20 protein-coding genes, 3 tRNA genes and 1 other RNA gene are annotated in these 17,150 nt (G+C 51.4%); 12 read left to right on the forward strand and 12 right to left on the reverse strand.

All coding sequences use genetic code 11. The features are described 5' to 3' along the window. The first annotated feature begins 14 nt into the window (after nt 1-14). Nucleotides 15-614, forward strand: coding sequence for an MBL fold metallo-hydrolase (locus ORD20_RS12045; RefSeq protein ID WP_430626211.1), 600 nt, complete (start codon nt 15-17; stop codon nt 612-614). Nucleotides 615-664: 50 nt separating this feature from the next. Here the strand turns inward: ORD20_RS12045 and ORD20_RS12050 are convergent, their stop codons facing one another. Both ORD20_RS12050 and ORD20_RS12055 read right to left on the reverse strand, forming a co-directional pair. After that, nucleotides 665-1,516 (reverse strand): alpha/beta fold hydrolase, encoded by an 852-nt coding sequence (locus ORD20_RS12050; RefSeq protein WP_103374441.1) that lies wholly within the window; start codon nt 1,514-1,516, stop codon nt 665-667. Between the two features lie 189 nt (nt 1,517-1,705). Continuing rightward, complete coding sequence (locus tag ORD20_RS12055) at nt 1,706-2,611, reverse strand: LysR family transcriptional regulator (protein ID WP_103374440.1); 906 nt, start codon at nt 2,609-2,611, stop codon at nt 1,706-1,708. A gap of 78 nt (nt 2,612-2,689) precedes the next feature. Here ORD20_RS12055 and ORD20_RS12060 point away from each other — a divergent pair, with 78 nt between their 5' ends. The 3 genes from ORD20_RS12060 to ORD20_RS12070 all read left to right on the forward strand — a co-directional run bounded on the left by ORD20_RS12060 (nt 2,690) and on the right by ORD20_RS12070 (nt 5,106). Further along, nucleotides 2,690-3,430, forward strand: a complete 741-nt coding sequence (locus tag ORD20_RS12060; protein WP_158246152.1) for a class I SAM-dependent methyltransferase — start codon at nt 2,690-2,692, stop codon at nt 3,428-3,430. A gap of 73 nt (nt 3,431-3,503) precedes the next feature. Beyond that, nucleotides 3,504-3,917, forward strand: a complete 414-nt coding sequence (locus tag ORD20_RS12065) for a hypothetical protein (protein ID WP_103374439.1) — start codon at nt 3,504-3,506, stop codon at nt 3,915-3,917. A gap of 73 nt (nt 3,918-3,990) precedes the next feature. After that, nucleotides 3,991-5,106 (forward strand): 5-methyltetrahydropteroyltriglutamate--homocysteine S-methyltransferase, encoded by a 1,116-nt coding sequence (locus ORD20_RS12070; protein WP_103374438.1) that lies wholly within the window; start codon nt 3,991-3,993, stop codon nt 5,104-5,106. 72 nt (nt 5,107-5,178) lie between these two features. On the opposite strand, the gene ORD20_RS12075 is transcribed toward ORD20_RS12070, so the two are convergent. Next, the gene (locus ORD20_RS12075) at nt 5,179-5,664 is read right to left on the reverse strand and encodes a PaaI family thioesterase (protein ID WP_103374437.1); all 486 of its coding nucleotides are present in this window, start codon (nt 5,662-5,664) and stop codon (nt 5,179-5,181) included. A gap of 375 nt (nt 5,665-6,039) precedes the next feature. Between ORD20_RS12075 and ORD20_RS12080 the strand changes: the two genes are divergently transcribed. Continuing rightward, nucleotides 6,040-7,317: an MFS transporter gene (locus tag ORD20_RS12080; RefSeq protein ID WP_103374436.1), complete on the forward strand. Its 1,278-nt coding sequence runs from the start codon at nt 6,040-6,042 to the stop codon at nt 7,315-7,317. A 54-nt stretch (nt 7,318-7,371) separates the two neighbouring features. On the opposite strand, the gene ORD20_RS12085 is transcribed toward ORD20_RS12080, so the two are convergent. The 4 genes from ORD20_RS12085 to ORD20_RS12100 form a co-directional block, all read right to left on the reverse strand. Next, on the reverse strand, nt 7,372-7,728 hold the full coding sequence (locus ORD20_RS12085) for a hypothetical protein (RefSeq protein ID WP_103374435.1): 357 nt from the start codon (nt 7,726-7,728) through the stop codon (nt 7,372-7,374). A gap of 238 nt (nt 7,729-7,966) precedes the next feature. Continuing rightward, nucleotides 7,967-8,041, reverse strand: a tRNA-Val gene (locus tag ORD20_RS12090). Nucleotides 8,042-8,089: 48 nt separating this feature from the next. Beyond that, nucleotides 8,090-8,164, reverse strand: a tRNA-Ile gene (locus tag ORD20_RS12095). 8 nt (nt 8,165-8,172) lie between these two features. Beyond that, a tRNA-Asn gene (locus ORD20_RS12100) sits at nt 8,173-8,248 on the reverse strand. Between the two features lie 149 nt (nt 8,249-8,397). On the opposite strand from ORD20_RS12100, the gene ORD20_RS12105 reads away from it, so the two are divergent. The 5 genes from ORD20_RS12105 to ORD20_RS12125 all read left to right on the forward strand — a co-directional run bounded on the left by ORD20_RS12105 (nt 8,398) and on the right by ORD20_RS12125 (nt 11,075). Next, complete coding sequence (locus ORD20_RS12105) at nt 8,398-9,003, forward strand: thymidine kinase (protein WP_103374434.1); 606 nt, start codon at nt 8,398-8,400, stop codon at nt 9,001-9,003. Next, the gene (locus ORD20_RS12110) at nt 8,978-9,595 is read left to right on the forward strand and encodes a tRNA (adenine(22)-N(1))-methyltransferase TrmK (protein WP_207654605.1); all 618 of its coding nucleotides are present in this window, start codon (nt 8,978-8,980) and stop codon (nt 9,593-9,595) included. The genes ORD20_RS12105 and ORD20_RS12110 overlap by 26 nt, the downstream gene beginning before the upstream one ends. 38 nt (nt 9,596-9,633) lie before the next feature. Continuing rightward, nucleotides 9,634-10,101 carry a ribonuclease H family protein gene (locus ORD20_RS12115; protein ID WP_242968274.1) on the forward strand — a complete coding sequence of 156 codons (468 nt, stop codon included), beginning with the start codon at nt 9,634-9,636 and terminating at the stop codon, nt 10,099-10,101. A gap of 51 nt (nt 10,102-10,152) precedes the next feature. Further along, nucleotides 10,153-10,507, forward strand: an RNA gene (gene rnpB, locus ORD20_RS12120) — RNase P RNA component class A. A gap of 187 nt (nt 10,508-10,694) precedes the next feature. Continuing rightward, nucleotides 10,695-11,075, forward strand: coding sequence for a DUF190 domain-containing protein (locus tag ORD20_RS12125; RefSeq protein WP_103374432.1), 381 nt, complete (start codon nt 10,695-10,697; stop codon nt 11,073-11,075). A 164-nt stretch (nt 11,076-11,239) separates the two neighbouring features. On the opposite strand, the gene ORD20_RS12130 is transcribed toward ORD20_RS12125, so the two are convergent. The 5 genes from ORD20_RS12130 to ORD20_RS12150 form a co-directional block, all read right to left on the reverse strand. Beyond that, nucleotides 11,240-11,554, reverse strand: a complete 315-nt coding sequence (locus ORD20_RS12130; protein WP_430626720.1) for a LysR substrate-binding domain-containing protein — start codon at nt 11,552-11,554, stop codon at nt 11,240-11,242. Between the two features lie 24 nt (nt 11,555-11,578). Continuing rightward, nucleotides 11,579-12,202, reverse strand: coding sequence for a hypothetical protein (locus ORD20_RS12135; protein WP_430626212.1), 624 nt, complete (start codon nt 12,200-12,202; stop codon nt 11,579-11,581). Nucleotides 12,203-12,390: 188 nt separating this feature from the next. Continuing rightward, nucleotides 12,391-13,215, reverse strand: a complete 825-nt coding sequence (locus tag ORD20_RS12140) for a threonine ammonia-lyase (RefSeq protein WP_430626213.1) — start codon at nt 13,213-13,215, stop codon at nt 12,391-12,393. Then, nucleotides 13,212-13,640: a hypothetical protein gene (locus tag ORD20_RS12145; RefSeq protein ID WP_103374428.1), complete on the reverse strand. Its 429-nt coding sequence runs from the start codon at nt 13,638-13,640 to the stop codon at nt 13,212-13,214. Before ORD20_RS12145 ends, ORD20_RS12140 begins: the two co-directional genes overlap by 4 nt. Further along, nucleotides 13,574-15,028 (reverse strand): dipeptidase, encoded by a 1,455-nt coding sequence (locus tag ORD20_RS12150; RefSeq protein WP_430626214.1) that lies wholly within the window; start codon nt 15,026-15,028, stop codon nt 13,574-13,576. The genes ORD20_RS12145 and ORD20_RS12150 overlap by 67 nt, the downstream gene beginning before the upstream one ends. 177 nt (nt 15,029-15,205) lie before the next feature. Between ORD20_RS12150 and tpx the strand changes: the two genes are divergently transcribed. Continuing rightward, nucleotides 15,206-15,721 carry a thiol peroxidase gene (tpx, locus tag ORD20_RS12155; RefSeq protein ID WP_103374426.1) on the forward strand — a complete coding sequence of 172 codons (516 nt, stop codon included), beginning with the start codon at nt 15,206-15,208 and terminating at the stop codon, nt 15,719-15,721. A gap of 178 nt (nt 15,722-15,899) precedes the next feature. Then, nucleotides 15,900-17,150 (forward strand): HD domain-containing protein, encoded by a 1,251-nt coding sequence (locus tag ORD20_RS12160; RefSeq protein WP_103374425.1) that lies wholly within the window; start codon nt 15,900-15,902, stop codon nt 17,148-17,150.

A 17,150-nucleotide genomic window follows, 5' to 3' on the forward strand; every position in this document is an offset into this window, starting at 1 on the left:
AGGAGCAAAGGACAGTGGGTTCGTGGCTCAGTTGGCTCGGGCAATCGGGATTTTTATTGGAACATCAAGGCGTGCGCATGGTCATAGCGGATGCTGGGTTTTTGGCGGAGGAATTTGTGGTTCCTTCACTGACCCATCCTGTGCATTTGACTCCAGACGTGGCAGTGCAAGCGGTGTCTGCGGTACATGCAGTACACTCTCAAGACGGCTACGGATCTGGGGAAAAGGATCAGTTCTTGGGATACATTCTGTCTTTGGAAGGTCTCACATTATATCATAGCGGGGATACCATATTGTCTCAGGCTTTGTTGGATCGGCTCATGGATGCGCACATCGATATTGCTATGTTGCCCATTAACGGCCGGGACTTTTTTCGTGATGCGCTGGATATTGTTGGGAATCTTGGGGCGTGTGAAGCGGTGGATTTGGCTGGCCGCATTGGGGCCAGTATTCTCATTCCCATGCATTACGATGCGTTTGCAGGCAACCTAGGGGACGTCGGCCAAGCGGCGCGGTATGCCCATGAGCGTTGGCCGTACATGACGGTCGCGGTATTAGGGTATGGTCAGAAGTGGCCCATGGAAAAGCCCATAGCGTTGCCTCATCACCGGTAACTTGCAGCGGCAACGAGCTTGTCTCTCGCTGCCGCTGGCATTGGGTGCTTTTAAAGCAAGAATGTCGAGGAGGGGAGGCGCTCGATGTGTTGTTGGTACCAATGAAGAAAGAGAGGGACAACGCGTTCGGGAGAATCAGCCACTAAGCTATGTAGGGCCTTGTCCAAAAATTGCGTGTCATTAAGCCCGGCCTTTTCCAAGAGCGCTGCGGACTGGGACACATCAACAATCGGATCATCGGCGCTAAAAAGAGCCAGACTGCGGCATGATAGAGTCTGGGGCTGGAGCAGGCGATGTTGTGCGTCCAAAAGGTTTAAAAGAAAGCTTAGGGTGTAATAGCGATTGGTTAAGGGATCGCCCTCAATCAGGTCGACGACTTGGGAGTTGTTGCTGACGCCCGTCATGGGCAACGGCTTTAAAGGTCGGGCTCGCCCAAGGACCTTACGCAAGCTCCATAGCAGACGAAAAGCTACGGGATGAAACTGGAAGTGCAACCGTAGCGCAGGGGACACTAAAAAGAGACCGTCAGGTCGGACTTGGGCTTGGGACGTCAGTAAAGCAATGAGTGCGCCTAAGCTTTCACCGCCAAGCAAAGACGGCGTCGACGCCGTGTTGGTTGCTAGAAAGGCTGACCAAATGGCGGATAAATCGTTTATATAGTCTTGAAACTGGACAACGTGGCCCCTTGCTCCGTGCGACCGTCCATGCCCTCGCAAGTCGGGCAACCACACACGAATCCCTGCTTCGGCTAAGTTGATAGCCAAGGGCAAATAATAATCTGAGTGAACCGCCGAGGCGTGCAAAAACATCAGCTGGGCATGGGCATGTGAGACGTCAACCGTTCGCACATATATACGCGGCTGCATAGGCAGATACTGAGCAAATACCGAAATTTTAGCCATGGATGTCCGATCCCGTCCCTAAATGCTGTAATCTTGGCATAAAATCTGCCATGATACGCTCCCCCTCACCGTTTCCACATATCGTTCCCCCATAGAACTTGAGAATGCATGTCTGCGGGAAATTTTTCCTTGAAACCCTCCCTATTATTATGCGGGAGATGCGTCTAAATGTCTTAACGACTTTTAGACTTACAAGGTTTGTTGTAAATAGCGAAGAATGCGGCGTGCCCATATATCGAGCCACGGCGGTGCCTTGGACACATATATCAGGGCCATGGTGCGTACCGGCCATATCACGCCAGGTGTTTCCACAGTGGCCAAAGTGTTTTGGAGCATATCCGCATAGACTAACGAGCGCGGCATGACGGCAACGCCTCGTCCAGCGCGAATGAGGGCTTGAGCTGATTGCAAGGAATCCACGATGATTTCATGAAGAGGATGGATGTTGAGCGTTGCCAACACCGTGCGGACGGTATACCCATGGCTAAGCGTTGGAGAAAATCCAATCCATGGCCAACTTTCGAGCGAAGACCCAAGAGTTTCGATGATATCGGGGCGTGCGATGGGGACCAATGGATCCTGATAAAGGGTCTTTAACGTCACTGTCGTCCCGAAACCATGGGTGGTGCGAATCAGGCCGGCTTTAAGCTCACCATTTTCCACACGGCGGATGATATCGTTGGAAGTTCCCGTTTGAATTTGCCATAGGAGACGATGCGACTGGTATGCATCTGGTAGAAGTTGTTCGGCCCAGCCACTAAAAATTCGGGCGATGCCGACCGCTTGGTATGAAGGTTGCGGCATGGTTAACAGCCGGTGGGCCTGACTCCAATGACTCAGACTAGATTTCAGCCATGGCAATGCCGGAATGAGAACGCTGCGTAGGCTTTGGGGATCGGTCCCCCAAGAGGGAAGATTCATTCTCTGACAAAGGCGTGACAAACGGTGGGATAGTGCCGAGGGAGAGAGGTTCAATTGGCGGCTGGCGCCAGCAAGACTATGTCCTTCTGCGAGCAAAACCAAAAGGTGCAAGTCGAACAAATCCATCTCGGGGAAACTCGCGTCCATTGTGGCATGCACATCCTTCACGGTCATCGTGTCTATCCTTCATGTGTCGAATGCCCGTCAGCCTGTATTATAGAGCAAACACCATACAGGGGGGAATTTACCATAATGAACGAGTCCAACCAAAAAATTCGAGATTTTTTTAGCCAACACCACCACGATTACCAGCAAAGTGCGGCCCACGCCCGTGGTGCGGACTTGCGGGAGCTGCTTACCCAGCTGGCTATGGCTACGGGCGCCCAAATACTTGACGCAGCGTGTGGAACCGGTCATACGGCGTTAGCCGCTGCAGCTCAGGGCTATAAAGTGACAGGGCTAGACCTGACCCCGGCTATGTTAGAGGAGGGGCGGGCTGTGGCTAAGCAGCAGGGTCTAGCAGTGGAGTGGGTCGTGGGTGATGTGCATCACTTGCCGTGGCCCGAGGGGACTTTTGATGCGGTAACGTGCCGGCGAGCGGCGCACCATTTTCGTGATTTGCCGAAGTTTCTTCAAGAGTGTCTTCGCGTTCTAAGAGCGGGCGGTCATCTGGGCATTTCGGACATGACGGCCCCTTCACACGCTGTAGCCGACCTTAATGAAATTGAACGTTTGCGAGATACCTCGCATTGGGCGGCGCGCTCAGCCAATGAGTGGGCCCAATTGCTAGCGGACGTGGGATTTGACCTGATATACCTGCGCGTATCCGAGGAAGTCATGAGTCCACAGCAATGGCTATCACCTGTGCTGCCCGAAAGTCAACCAGGCCATGCGGCGCTACAACGTCTTGAATCCCCTGACCTCGCGCCGGGCATTGTGGTGAAGGGACAATTTATCAAGTACCGGCTTGTGGCCGTGGCCAAAAAACCATAGGGCTATTTGCGCTAAAGCAGGGATTTGTCATGCATCCGTCGAATTACTCATGATAGGGACAGGAGGAATGGCCGTGAGTTCCTATTGGTTTTGGTACAAAGTGCAAAGAACGGTGATGTGGTTAGCGCTTTTGTCGATGTCGAGCCTAGCGTTGCTAGGGCTTGTCATCGGCGGCTTTTTGTTTTGGATTCAACGGTCTCACTGGATTCCTTGTGAACAAGATGTCATATCTCCAGAGTGGCAGAGGCACTTGGCAGATTACGCGCAGGCCATGGGCGCTTCGCAAGTGAGCTGTCAGGTCTATTGGATAGACAATGAGCCGAACGCTAAACGGGAACGGCGTCGGGGCAATTACCGTGTGGGTATTTCGCAGGGGAAGCACCGTATTCAGTGGAGTTATTGGAGTTTGAATAGCGATGGATCGTTGCGCCCCGAATCACCTGGTGCGTACGCTCTGGTGCGCCATAGCTCACTCGCACACGCCTAACGAAGCCGCTTGCAGGAATACGTGGATAAGCCTATGATATCTGTCATTCGAAGGCGAAGGGAGTAAGAAATCGGTGACAGATAACCAGCATCAGTGGCGGCACGAACCGCCTTTTCGGGCAGACCAAGTGGGCAGCTTGTTGCGGACACCGCGAATTAAAGAGGCGCGGCAACAACGTGCGGCGGGCGAATTGACTGCGGAACAGTTGCGCCAAGTGGAAAACGAGGAAATTGATCGCGTGGTCGCGAAACAAAAGGCGATTGGATTGCAAGCCGTGACGGATGGAGAGTTTCGTCGTGCATGGTGGCATTATGATTTTCTGGAACAGTTAGTCGGCGTGCAAGGTTATGATGCGGACTCGGGAATTCAATTTCACAACATGGCGACCAAGTCACGAGGCATCCGCGTGGTGGACCGTTTGGATTTTGCGGGGCATCCCATGATCGAGGACTTTAAATACCTGAAGCAGATCGCAGGAGACCACGTGGCGAAGATGACGATTCCGAGCCCTAGTATGCTGCACTTTCGTGCAACCATGGCAGAAGGAGTCTATCCAGACCAAGAGACCTTTTTTAACGACTTAGGGCAAGCTTATGCGAAAGCCATTGCCGCCTTTTATGAGGCAGGCTGTCGATATCTGCAATTGGACGATACGGCATGGGCTTACTTATGCTCCACAGAGCAAACAGACCAATTGCGTGCGCGAGGGTTGCAGCCTGAGCGCTTGCAAGCGCTATATGCGCAGACGATTAATCAAGCCGTGGCGCAAAAGCCGGACGACATGAAAATTACGATGCATATTTGCCGCGGGAATTTCCGGTCGACATGGATAGCGTCAGGGGGATATGAGCCAGTTGCGGAAACCTTATTTCAAGGGTTAAAGATTGACGGACTCTTTCTAGAATATGATAGTGATCGGGCCGGCGGGTTTGAGCCGCTGCGCTTCGTCCAGCGTCCCGACCTTGAAATCGTGCTAGGCCTTATCACCACCAAAGAAGGCACGCTGGAAAGTGCTGATGACATCAAACGCCGTATTGATGAGGCGGCCCGTTATGTCAATCCCGAGCAACTGTGTTTAAGCCCCCAATGTGGATTCGCGTCGACGGAGGAAGGCAATTTGCTAACCGAGGACGAGCAGTGGGATAAACTGCGGCGCGTGGTGGAAGTCGCCCACGCCGTATGGGAATAAAAACCGCTACGGGTGTACGATTGTGGCAGACGAGGGGCGAATCAGTGTCTCTCGTCTGCCCTTTCAGATCAATCAGGAAGGCGAAGAATTTTGTAGCATCGAGGCTGGAGCAATGACTAATACGGCTTCACAACGAGCACAGAGAACATCTTTCGCCCATAATTCACTGACCACGACGACTTTCTTGCGGCCGATTTCGGCAATGCGTCCAATTACGCGTAAGGTGGGGCCTAAGGGAGTCGGCTTGAGGTAATCGACCTTCAATGAGGCGGTGACGCAGCGGGGGACAGGCGTCTCGTCTCCCAATGCATGTCCTGCCTGGCGATAGAAGGCCAGCGAAGCTGACCCTGTACTGTGGCAATCAAACAGGGATGCGATAAGTCCACCATAGACAAACCCGGGAATCGCCATATGTTCGGGGCCGGGTTGATATTCGGTCAGGGTCTCTTCTTCATTCCAGCGGGTCCGAAAATGATGGCCCGAGCTATTCATACGCCCACAACCATAACACCATGCAAAATCCTCGGGATAAAAGTCTTGAACTGCAAGAAAATCCATTGACACCGTTTTGCCTCCTCGTCCGTCTCTTAAGCGTATTATAACGGGTTAGGGCATGGGTGAGGAAAAATTTCCTTATATAGTCCGGTGCGGTCGTGACCACGATGGTATCGCCTTGAATAGTTTGCCCGGCTATACGCCCTGTAACAGGTTCAATGTAATAGGGATGATTACCCTTCCTTGCTCATTATAGGCGACCGTTTAGCATCTCAAGGCTAAGGCTCGTTAAATTTTGCAATGATTCGTAAATATGGTTCGCGATGGACCTTTCATTAAATAGGATATGGTGACGTCAGGTTGTTTCTTTTCATCGTCTTCATGCGTTTTCCGTATAAGGTGTTCGCGAGTGAGAGATACAGAAGGGGGGTAAATTAGATGGATGCGTCGCTGATGGAACGCGATAATATGCCGATTGACCGATCTCATGTTCGAGTCACGGTACTAACGGTAGCTGGATACTTTCTCGATGGATTTGACCTGCTGGTCATATCGGTTGCATTATTGACCATCGTGCCGGCTTTTCATCCAACGGCTGTCGCGACCGGATTAATTGGCTCGGCAACCATTGCGGGGATGTTTTTTGGTGGTCTGGGAGCAGGATTTTTGGTGGATCGCCTGGGACGTCGACGGATTTACTTGTGGGATTTAATCGTGTTCATTATTTTTACAATCGGGGCAGCGGTAGCCCAAAATATTTGGCAGCTAATCCTTTTTCGCGGGCTCCTGGGTGTCGGAATTGGGGCTGATTACGCCTTAACTCTGACAATAGTCAGTGAATTTGCGCCTATTAAAGGGCGCGGGACGTTAATGGGGGCGGGCCTATTGGCCTATTGGATCGGCGCCGTTGCCTCGATTTTTTTGGGCCTGTTATTCTTTTTGATAGCCGGCGGACTCGCGTGGCGGTTGACGCTCTTAGTTGGCGTCATTCCTGCGATTATCGTGTTAATCCTACGTCACACGGTACCGGAGAGTCCTCGGTGGAAAGCGGTTACAGAGGGCAACAAGATCGGGGCGTCCCAAATATCTTTGAAAAGCCTTATGCGCCCCCCTTTTGCACGGCGCGTGTGGTTGTCCTACGCTAATTGGTTTATTAACGACATTATCTTTTACGGCATTGGGATTTACACACCGATTTTATTGTTGGGAATGGGACTAAAAACGCATATCGCATCCATAGCCGGTTCAGGAATTTTGGATGTCATGGGGATGTTCGGCGCTTTTGCCGGAATGATCTTACTGGATCGATGGGGAAGGCGCCCGTTACAGGTCTGGGGATTTCTCTTGCAAGGTGCCACCTTATTGGTGTTTGCATTTAATCCCAAACCATCTCTCCTTCTCTTAAGTATTGCCTTTGCTGTGTTCTATATCGCCAATGCAGGAGGCACGGGACAGACCACGGGGATTTTCGTGTCTGAGTTAGTCCCTACCCGAGTGCGAGGGACAGCCATGGGACTAGGCACGGCGATTAGCCGTATCGGTGCTTTTGTTAGTGCATTTCTGCTGCCTGTCATTCTTAAGGCGGAGGGAATTGAGGTGATATTAGTTTTAACGGGGCTTTGTGCGCTAATCGGGGTGGCTCTAACCTTAGGACTTCCTGAGACCCGGTACCAATCTCTGGAGAATCTGAACGAAAATATCGCAAACGCACACTAAAACCATGGTCATAAATCTAGAGGGGCAATGCAAGGCGCCCCTCTAAAAATTATTCTAGCCGGGCCCCAATTGTTTTAATGACGCTATAACCTCCTCCGGTTTTGGCGTTCCGATGATCAGGGTATCATATGGCTCACCGAGCAATGTGACTTTGATTCCACGTGGAGTGTGATGATGAACCGCGGCAAACAGGGTACCGTTGGCCGATTTAAAGGTTCCTATAGCAAATACCCCTGGCAACCGACTGCCGGGTAATTTGAGACCGTGTACGGCGTGGATGGCATCATCTAAAACCGTTATGGATTGCACCGCACTCCACGGAATCCGAATGTCGTTATGGAAAGCCTCGGCTTTTTCAACGGCGCTCAATTTGACCACTAAATTGGGCCCCTCGCGCACTAACTCTGCCATGCTTTTTCTCTCTCCCGTCCTTAATCCGCGCTGACTTCCGTCTCCATGATAATCCGTGCTTGTCGCTTTAGTGCCAATGATTTGTAAAATTTAGCTGGACTGGACTTTATCGCGTGACATTGGTAGGACTTTTGGTCAAAGGGCAAGACGACTAGACGAGAAATAGGGGATGAGAAGGGAGGTAGGTATAGGCAATAATGGGAGAACCCCATCCACTGTTTACTGGATGGGGTTCATATGGTGGGCACGACAGGTATCGAACCTGTGACCTCTTGCGTGTGAAGCAAGCGCTCTACCACTGAGCTACGCGCCCGAAACAACGAAAGTTATTTTAGCATAGGCATGGATATGAGTCAACTGGTGGTGGGCCCAGAAGGATTCGAACCTACGACCAACCGGTTATGAGCCGGCAGCTCTACCGCTGAGCTATGGGCCCAATAAAAATGGCTCCCCGAGCAGGACTCGAACCTGCAACCACCCGGTTAACAGCCGGGTGCTCTACCAATTGAGCTATCGAGGAATGCCGACATCAAAGATAATAGCAGGCGAAAGCAGTCACGTCAAGAGATCTGAAACGATTTTTTCTCTAAACGCACAGGTTACTTTATTAGCAGGATTCGAGGGGTGGTTGTCGAATATAACTACGGAAGGTTTTAAGGGGGAAACGGTGTGGCAGGATATATTAAGGTGATCACCGGGGGAATGTTCTCTGGTAAATCGCAGGAATTAACGCGGTTGATTGAACGAGCATTAATTGCAGAGTTATCAGTTGAAATTTTTTACCCGCGTGTGGCAGAACGTGTGAGTGTTAGGGATATCCGAACCCGGCTGGACAAAAAGCGCCATGCGGTCACATTTCATGAAATCGAAACGACGCAGTTTGCGTCAATCGGATCTTGGGATTCTGCTGATGTTATCGCGGTGGATGAAGCCCAATTTTTTTCTCCCCAAATTGTGGAGGCCGTTAAACGTTGGCGCCACCACGGCAAAACGGTATATATTGCCGGCTTGGATATGGATTATCAGGAAAATCCTTTTGGCTCCATGGGGGCCTTAATGTGTTTAGCAGATGATGTCGTGAAACTACATGCGGTGTGTACGCAATGCAAACAACATCCGGCTATGATATCCTATCGTTTGACCCAAGACGCTGAACAAATTGTGGTGGGCGAATCGAATTACACGGCGCTTTGTCTGCAATGCTACGATCGGGTACAGATGGCAGAAGGAGGACTCCGATATTCCGCGGTTGGAAGCGCGCTTAGCGTTGATTAAGGAGTGGTGTAGACCGTTTAGGGTCATTGCTGATATCGGAGCCGGGTACGGCCATTTGGCAAAAGCTCTAGCTCGCGAGCACCATAGGGTCTATGCGATTGAATATCCTCGCGGGGCCTATCTAGACCTATTACAGGGTATTGAGGGATGTCTTGGCATTACGCCGCTGCAAGGAGATGGTTTAACGCCGCTGGGCGATCGGCCCATTGATGTGGCGGTGATAGCGGGCATGGGCCCGAACTCTATTCGCCACATTATGCAGCGGCGCTATTCTTTGCCTTTTATTATTCAGCCGATGCAAGGAATTTTTCGAGTGCATCGCCAACTGGTCGAGGATGGGTGGAGCATCCAAAAAGCGCAATTGATCGATCAAGGTGGACGCCTTTATGCAACGTGGCTCGTAGGCCAGAGCGGGATAGATGGTCAAAACAAACGCCTGGTACCCGATGAATTTTGTCAAGATCCCTTGTTTCCTCGATTAGTAGAGCAGCGAATTCGGGAATTACAAAAACGCTTGACGGCCTCCGTGACTCCCCCGGGAGCTTCGTGGGATGAGGAGCTTCAGCAATTGAAAGCCTTGCAGTTGTGTTGATCCATAACAGGAAGACAATGTGGCAGAGGGAGACAAACATGGCAGACACGATGTATAACGTCTATACCGATGGAGCCTGCGCGAATAATCAGGCGCCCGGCGGTCAATTGGGAGGATGGGCATGTGTTTTTGTTGACGGTCCGTCTTACGCAGGAGCCGAACTTTCGACGACGAATAACCGGATGGAAATGACGGCCGTGATTGAAGCATTAAAACATACGCCGCCAGGGTCGACGGTGCGGATATTTAGTGATTCGGCGTATGTTATTAACGCGTTTGTACAAAACTGGTTTCAAGGCTGGGAACGGCGTGGGTGGAAAAATGCAAAGGGACAACCTGTTGAAAATCAAGATTTGTGGCGCATAATGCGGGCACTGGTCGATGAGCGCAAGGTGATGTGGACGAAAGTCAAAGGACATGCCGGTGTGATCCACAATGAAATGGCAGACCGTTTGGCCGTTCAGGCTATGGAAAAACTGCGTCAAGGACACGTAGAGGTGGAATAATCCACTAGTTGACGAAATGCACCTATCGCAGGATAATAGATATCTGAAATGCGAGCCGATATGATGACCGCGGGTGCCAGGCCGAAAGGCGGCATCTGAGGAAAGTCCGAGCTGCATAGAGCAGGGTGCTGGATAACGTCCAGTGGGGGCGACCCTAAGGAAAGTGCCACAGAAAACAAACCGCCTAAAGCGTCGCTTTAGGTAAGGATGAAACGGTGCGGTAAGAGCGCACCAGAGGCCAGGTGACTGGTCTGCTTGGTAAACCCCACCCGCAGCAAGACCGAATAGGGGCAGGATGAAGTTGCTCGCTGAGCTGCCCGGGTAGGTCGCTTGAGGCGACAGGTAACTGTCGTCCCAGATAAATGGTCATCCACGACAGAACTCGGCTTATAAGTTGACTCGCATACGAACACCTACCAGCGGGTAGGTGTTTTTTTGCGCCCGTAAACCCCAAATTTCAGGGCGGGGATATAAGGTGCTGGCCGTGAGGCGACAGTCTTTAAGCCTTACATGATAATTGAGTATAATGTAAGTATGAAGACCCAAAGCCTACACAGATCGTTTCTATCATGGCCAAAAAGGAGACGGTAGGCATGTCTGCGAAGATTTCGGGAGAAGCCTTGCGGGTTCGCATATTTATTGGAGAAGATGCCCATTGGCACCACAAGCCGTTGTATCATGCCATTGTTGTTAAAGCCCGGGAGATGGGGATGGCAGGAGCCACTGTCACCCGGGCGCTTGAAGGTTTTGGGGCAACGTCACGCATTCACACGATTAATTTGCTCGATTTATCAGATGATTTGCCCGTGGTCGTCGAGATAGTCGATAGCAAAGAGTACATTGAACGATTTTTACCTGTCCTTGATACGATGGTGGAGGGTGGGCTGATTACGATTGATCCGGTACGCATTGTAAAATACACGCATTCGCCCAGTCCCGATCCCCATGTCGACGAGTCTAAGGACTTGGGATAATGTCATGTATAGCTCAATGGACAGGGCCTCTGGTTTTTATTCGACCCTGACGGATTGGGTGTACCGGTCTCGCTTTTCCCATATCGGGTGTTGCCGCTTGTTTAACACGCCCCTAAAGAGATGAAAACGAGCATCATTGAGTGAATGCCCACATCATCGGGGGTCTAGTGATCCCCCGATGATGTGGGTGATTGGTTGAAAGCGCGTGCTGCACTGACAAGTGTCCGGATTAGTTGGTCCATGGCCGGGCGAATATCGCTAGTTGGGTGTTGAATGAGATGAATACGGCGGGTCAGTGGCAGGTCAGGAATGGGGATAAAGACGACTTCGGGGACATCGCGCGTGATCATCCAAGACATGACAGAACAGCCAACGTTGTTTTTGACGAGATCCAAAATGGCGCGAATAGAGGACAACTCGGCGTTGACGCGCAGAGCTGATACACTGAGCCCATGATGAGCTAAGGCTTGATCTAAAATGCCATCTTGTGCGCTTACGTTAGATTAATTTACGGCCCGCGTTTCGTGGAGCACCACTTTTTTAGGGGCTCCAGAAAACGTTAAGCGACCGGTGAGCACAGCACGAAACGTGCGTAGGGCAACCATGGCCCAAAATAGCGCTAGCATGACGAAGAAGAGATGAGCAAAGAAAGCGATTAACCCCACGTGCATTTGCCCATAGAGCATATCGGTTCCTCCGGTAAACACCCCCAAGGGGAAGGTCAGTCCCCACCAGCCCAGATTAAAGGGCAATCCGCGCCGCGCATGGACGACCGTGAGCAATATGCTAAGCGCCAGCCACCAAAGTCCAAAACCCCACAGGGCAAACGATCCCAGCACGGCAGCGCCATCCATGGCGTGCCCCAAGCTGCCAAACAACAAGGGTAAGGATTTTCCAAGACCAATTAATCCCATGATTCCCGTTCCTAAGGTTCCCAAAGAAATCCATGTGGAAATAGCCATTTCAGCAGGAGGCAATTTGTGTACCGCTAAGCGCAAGAACAAGAAGCCGAGCATTAGAAAGGCTAAGGGCACACTGAGAGCCCAGAGTCCAAGATTAATCACCATCATCGTCTGAGCCGTTGCGGTGTGAGCGAGATGGGGACAAAATGCCCACAATAACGACATTAACCAACCATAATCCGGTGCCGGCCTCTTTAAGCCAAAGGGGACCACCCGGATACAAATAGGCACCTAAGGCAGTGATGCCTGTGCCCATGCGACCGTACCGGCGTGAAGGTTGATCCGATCTGGCGACATTTCCCTATGTGAAAAGTTTTTATGTTTGCGTGTAAGCAATACACCGACCGTTAGAACTATATGATTAGATGAAGAGATCTGGGGTCCACCAGAGTAATCGTCATCGTCACATTGTGCACCAGGTCGTCACACAGTGCGAGTCGTTCAATAATAGGATAAGTTTGCGTGCCTAATGCCAAGCTTTTCAGGCCATCGGCAATCGTGTCTGTGCTTGGGAGCGTGATGCGCGCATGCGCTTGGCGTGACTGATAGGCCTTCGCAGCACCCAAAGGTTCCACGCCGATGACGCGAATATCGGGACGCAGGCTTTTTATGGCCGTGGCAATGCCTGAAATTAGCCCTCCACCTCCGATCGGAATGAGCACGGTTTGCACATCAGGTCGTTGTTCCAATATTTCAAGACCAATCGTGCCTTGCCCAGCCATAACGAGAGGGTCATCATATGGAGGGACAAAGGTCATGCCCGTGTCCTTAGCAATTTGTTGCGCGCGCTCCAATCGTTCGTGGCTTGTGGTGCCGCAGTATTCGACCTGTGCACCGTAAGACAGGGCCGCTTCAACTTTTGCAGCAGGCGCTGTCGTAGGGACCACAATCTGGGCGGTAAGGTGCATGAAACGGGCGGCCCAAGCGACTGCTTGCCCGTGATTGCCAGAGGAACCTGTGACAACGCCGGACGCGTTTGTTTGAGCGACCGCTGACACTTTGTTTAGGGCTCCCCGAATTTTAAAGGAGCCCGTAATTTGCAGGTTTTCCGCTTTCAAATAGAGATCGCAATCGGTCAGCTGCGATAATAGGCGATTGGAAAACAACGGTGTTTGATGCACGATAGGCCGGAGCTTGGCGTATGCATCCTGAATCAGAGCGAGATCCAGGGATGTCATGGAGTAATCACCCACCACACTGGGTTATTCGATTGCGGTTGGGGAATCGTCAACTGGCTTATCGTGACCTTTTGGCGATGCACCTTGCGAGTCAGCCCTACAGTAAATGCTCGTGTATCATATTCGGCTTTGGGGATGCGGTAGTATTCCATGGTCTTAGCAATAAAGGTTTGCAAATCCTTTTGGGCTTGGGGCCAGTATTCAGTGGGAAGGTCTGCTAGGTATGTCCCGTTCCACATGCTGAGGCGCACTGTAATCTTATTCAACCACAAAACAGTTTGAGAACGTTCGCCTAAATGGGTCTCTTGGAGAAATGCCGTAAGAGGGGCCATGTCCGTGGCTTTGGGTTTCCAAAAAATCAAATCCACAAATATACTGCCGGTTCCGGTCGACAATGCGGGTTTGTTGTCATGAATGGTTTGCATCTTTTCGTCGTCCTCGCGCGTTCTCCTAAGTAATGCCATAAAGTGGCCACCGTCTCCGCCCCTTTGTAGAAATTGTCCAAGTGAAAATGTTCATTGGGGGCGTGAAAATTCTCATTGGGCAGCGCGAAGCCTAATAAGACCGTGGGAATGTGCAATACGGTGTCAAATGTGACGACAACGGGAATGGATCCGCCCATGCGGATATACGCGGCCTCTTTGTGATAGATGTCGCGAATCGCCTGCACGGCCGCTTGGGTTGCGGGATGATCGAGCGGCGTCACGCTGCCAGGAGCTCCTTCTCCACGTTCAATGCGCAGGCGGACGGTGGGAGGACATTGCTGGCGCAGATACTCCTCTACGCGGTCGAGAATGTCATCAGGGTCTTGGTGCGGAACCAAGCGGCAGGATATTTTTGCGTGCGCACTCTGGGGGATAATGGTCTTGCGGCCTTCGCCAATAAAACCAGACCACATGCCGTTAACTTCTAATGTGGGGCGCGTCCAAATACGTTCAAGCGTGGTATATCCGCTTTCCCCATAGAGTGCGGGACTTCCTGTCGAGGCCAAAAACTCTGTGGCGTCAAAAGGTAACGATCCGAAATTTTCCCGCTCGGTCGCGCTTAAAGTATCCACTGCATCATAAAAACCTGGTACGGTCACGCGTCCTTCGCTGTCGTGTAACGACGCCAAAATTTGGGCCAACACATGGGCCGGATTGGCCACGGCGCCTCCAAAAACTCCCGAGTGTAGGTCTTGACGTGGTCCTTCGATATGCACTTCTAGAGCCGCTAGCCCGCGTAACCCATAGCAGACGGCTGGGACCCCGTCCGCAAACATCGGCGTATCGGAGATTACTGCGACGTCAGCGTGCAGTTGGTCCTGATGGGAGCGGATATAATCGTCCAAGTGAATGCTCCCGATTTCCTCTTCCCCTTCAAAAAGGAATTTGAGATTAACAGGGAGCGTGCCTGTTTTCATCCAGGCTTCTGCGGCAATAAGCTGCATGTAGACTTGCCCTTTATCGTCGCTGGCGCCTCGGGCATAGAGGATGTTGTCGGTGATGGTCGGAGTAAAGGGAGGATGGGTCCATTGGTCAAGCGGGTCAACCGGTTGGACATCATAATGGCCATAGACTAAAATTGTCGGTTTGGTAGGATCTTGGTCCGTTTCGGCATAGACGATGGGATTGCCTTCGGTTTCGTCCACACGGCTTACCACCATTCCAGCTTGGTGGAGACGTTCTCTAAGCCAAATTGCGGTATCTTTGACCGCGCTTTTGTAATCTGATAAGGCTGAGATGCTAGGTAGACGGAGAAACGCTTGCAGTTCTTCAAGATATTGGGCATGGTGGTCTTTTAAATAGGATAACGCTTGGGTTGCGTGTGACATGGATATCCTCCCCGCATGTTGAGATCTTCTCTATCATAGCGAAAATTGGTGGCGTCGGCGAACGTTCTTTCATCCCTGAAGAAAACTAAGATCCTGGCTATTCGTCTTTAGGACAGGGATGCCAAAACGGTATAATAAGGAAGACTCAGGCATCTTAACAGGAAAGGTGGTTCAAGCGTGGAAGAACGAGCACATGCTGTGCGATTTAAGGATCAAGCGATGACGTTGATTGGCCCCGAACTGCTAGTGGGTGAGAAAGCGCCAGACTTTGCAGCAGTCGCCAAAGATTTGTCATCGGCTAGCTTACGTGATTTTTTGGGCAAAGTGGTGGTCATTTTATCTGTTCCGTCGCTGGATACGCCGGTATGCGATCAAGAAACCCGCCGCTTCAATGAAGAAGCGGCGCGCCTTAATGGGGCTGTGGCAATTGTGACGATTTCTATGGACTTGCCGTTTGCTCAAAATCGTTGGTGTGGAGCAACCGGGGTAGACCAAGTGACCCTGTTGAGTGATTACAAGGATCGTGAATTTGGTGTAAACTACGGGGTCTACATTAAAGAATTAGGCCTCTTATCCCGTGCCGTTTTCATCATCGACCCCCAAGGGATTGTACGGTATGTCGAATATGTGCCTGAAGTGGGCATGCATCCCGATTATGATAAAGCGTTTGCCGCCATTCAAGCGCTCATCTAACCGCATTCATTGACCAAAGGCTGCGCGTGGGCAGAGTGTGTCCTGCCCGCGTCGCGGTAATAGGGAGCAAGAGGTCTTAGCGAAAGGCGTTGAACATGCTCTTAACCAAAAAAGTGTCCATTAACGGATCCCGGCAAGACGCGGGCACGAACATGATGAGACAGGCGGGGGGAGCCGTATGTTGAGCGAAGAAAAAGTGTTTAAAGATCCGGTACATGGATATATTTATGTCAATGATCCGTTAATTTGGGCCTTAATCAATACCAAGGAAATGCAACGTCTGCGACGCATTCGGCAGTTGGGCACCTCGTATGTCACGTACCCCGGAGGAGAGCATTCCCGTTTCTCCCATTCGCTGGGGGTGTATGAAGTCGTGCGCCAAATCGTGCAAGCGTTTGCGCGCAACGGATATCCATGGCCGTCGGAAATGGATCGTTTGGTGATGGTCGCGGGCTTATTGCATGATATTGGCCATGCCCCCTTTTCGCATGCGTTGGAGAAGGTTATTGGATTGCGTCATGAAGTGTGGAGTGAGCGCATTATTTTGGATCCGACAACGGAAGTGCATCAAGCGCTTGAAGCGTATGATCCGGGGTTGGCAAAAGACGTTGCTGCTATTATCGATAAGTCTCACCCCAGCAAGCTCGCCGTGTCGCTGGTGAGCGGTCAGCTGGATGCCGATCGTCTCGACTATTTAATGCGGGATTCGATTTTTACCGGGGTGGACTATGGGAAGTTTGACTTGGCGCGCATCATTCGCATTATGCGACCCCATGAAGGCCGGATTGTGGTCAAGCGGTCAGGTTTGCATACGGTGGAAGCCTATTTATTGGCCCGCTACTTTATGTATTGGCAAGTCTACTTTCATCCCGTCAGTCGGTCGGCAGAAGTGATTCTGAAAGCCATTTTGCGACGGGCTAAGGATTTAGTCGACCAGGGGCAAGACCCCGAGCCCACACATTTTGCGCTGAAGCAGTTGTTTCACAATCAGCTAGACATGGCCAGTTACTGTGCTCTGGATGACACCGTGTTGTTCAATGCCTTTAATGTCTGGCAATACGGACCCGATAAGATTTTGGCCGATTTGTGCCGTCGCTTTCTCGATCGCCATTTATTCAGCTATACAGATGCTCCCGGGAATGATGAAGATGCATACCAAGCGATGGTGTCAAAGGTGCGTGCGGCGGGATTCGACCCCTCCTATTACGTGGCCATCGACGAGACGGCCACGGTGTACTATGATTACTATCTTGGCGCGGATCACAACGGATCGGGTGACGGAGCTCTTTTTTTGTGGGATGAAAACCAACAGCAATTAATAGAGATGTCGCGCTTATCGGAGCCCATTCAAGCGATAGCACGGGACCGGCAAGCGCTTAGACGGTTGTATTTTCCCCCAGAAGTCTTAACACACCCAGTGCACGGATAA

It is taken from the genome of Sulfobacillus thermotolerans, from assembly GCF_039623705.1.
Taxonomy (GTDB): domain Bacteria; phylum Bacillota; class Sulfobacillia; order Sulfobacillales; family Sulfobacillaceae; genus Sulfobacillus; species Sulfobacillus thermotolerans.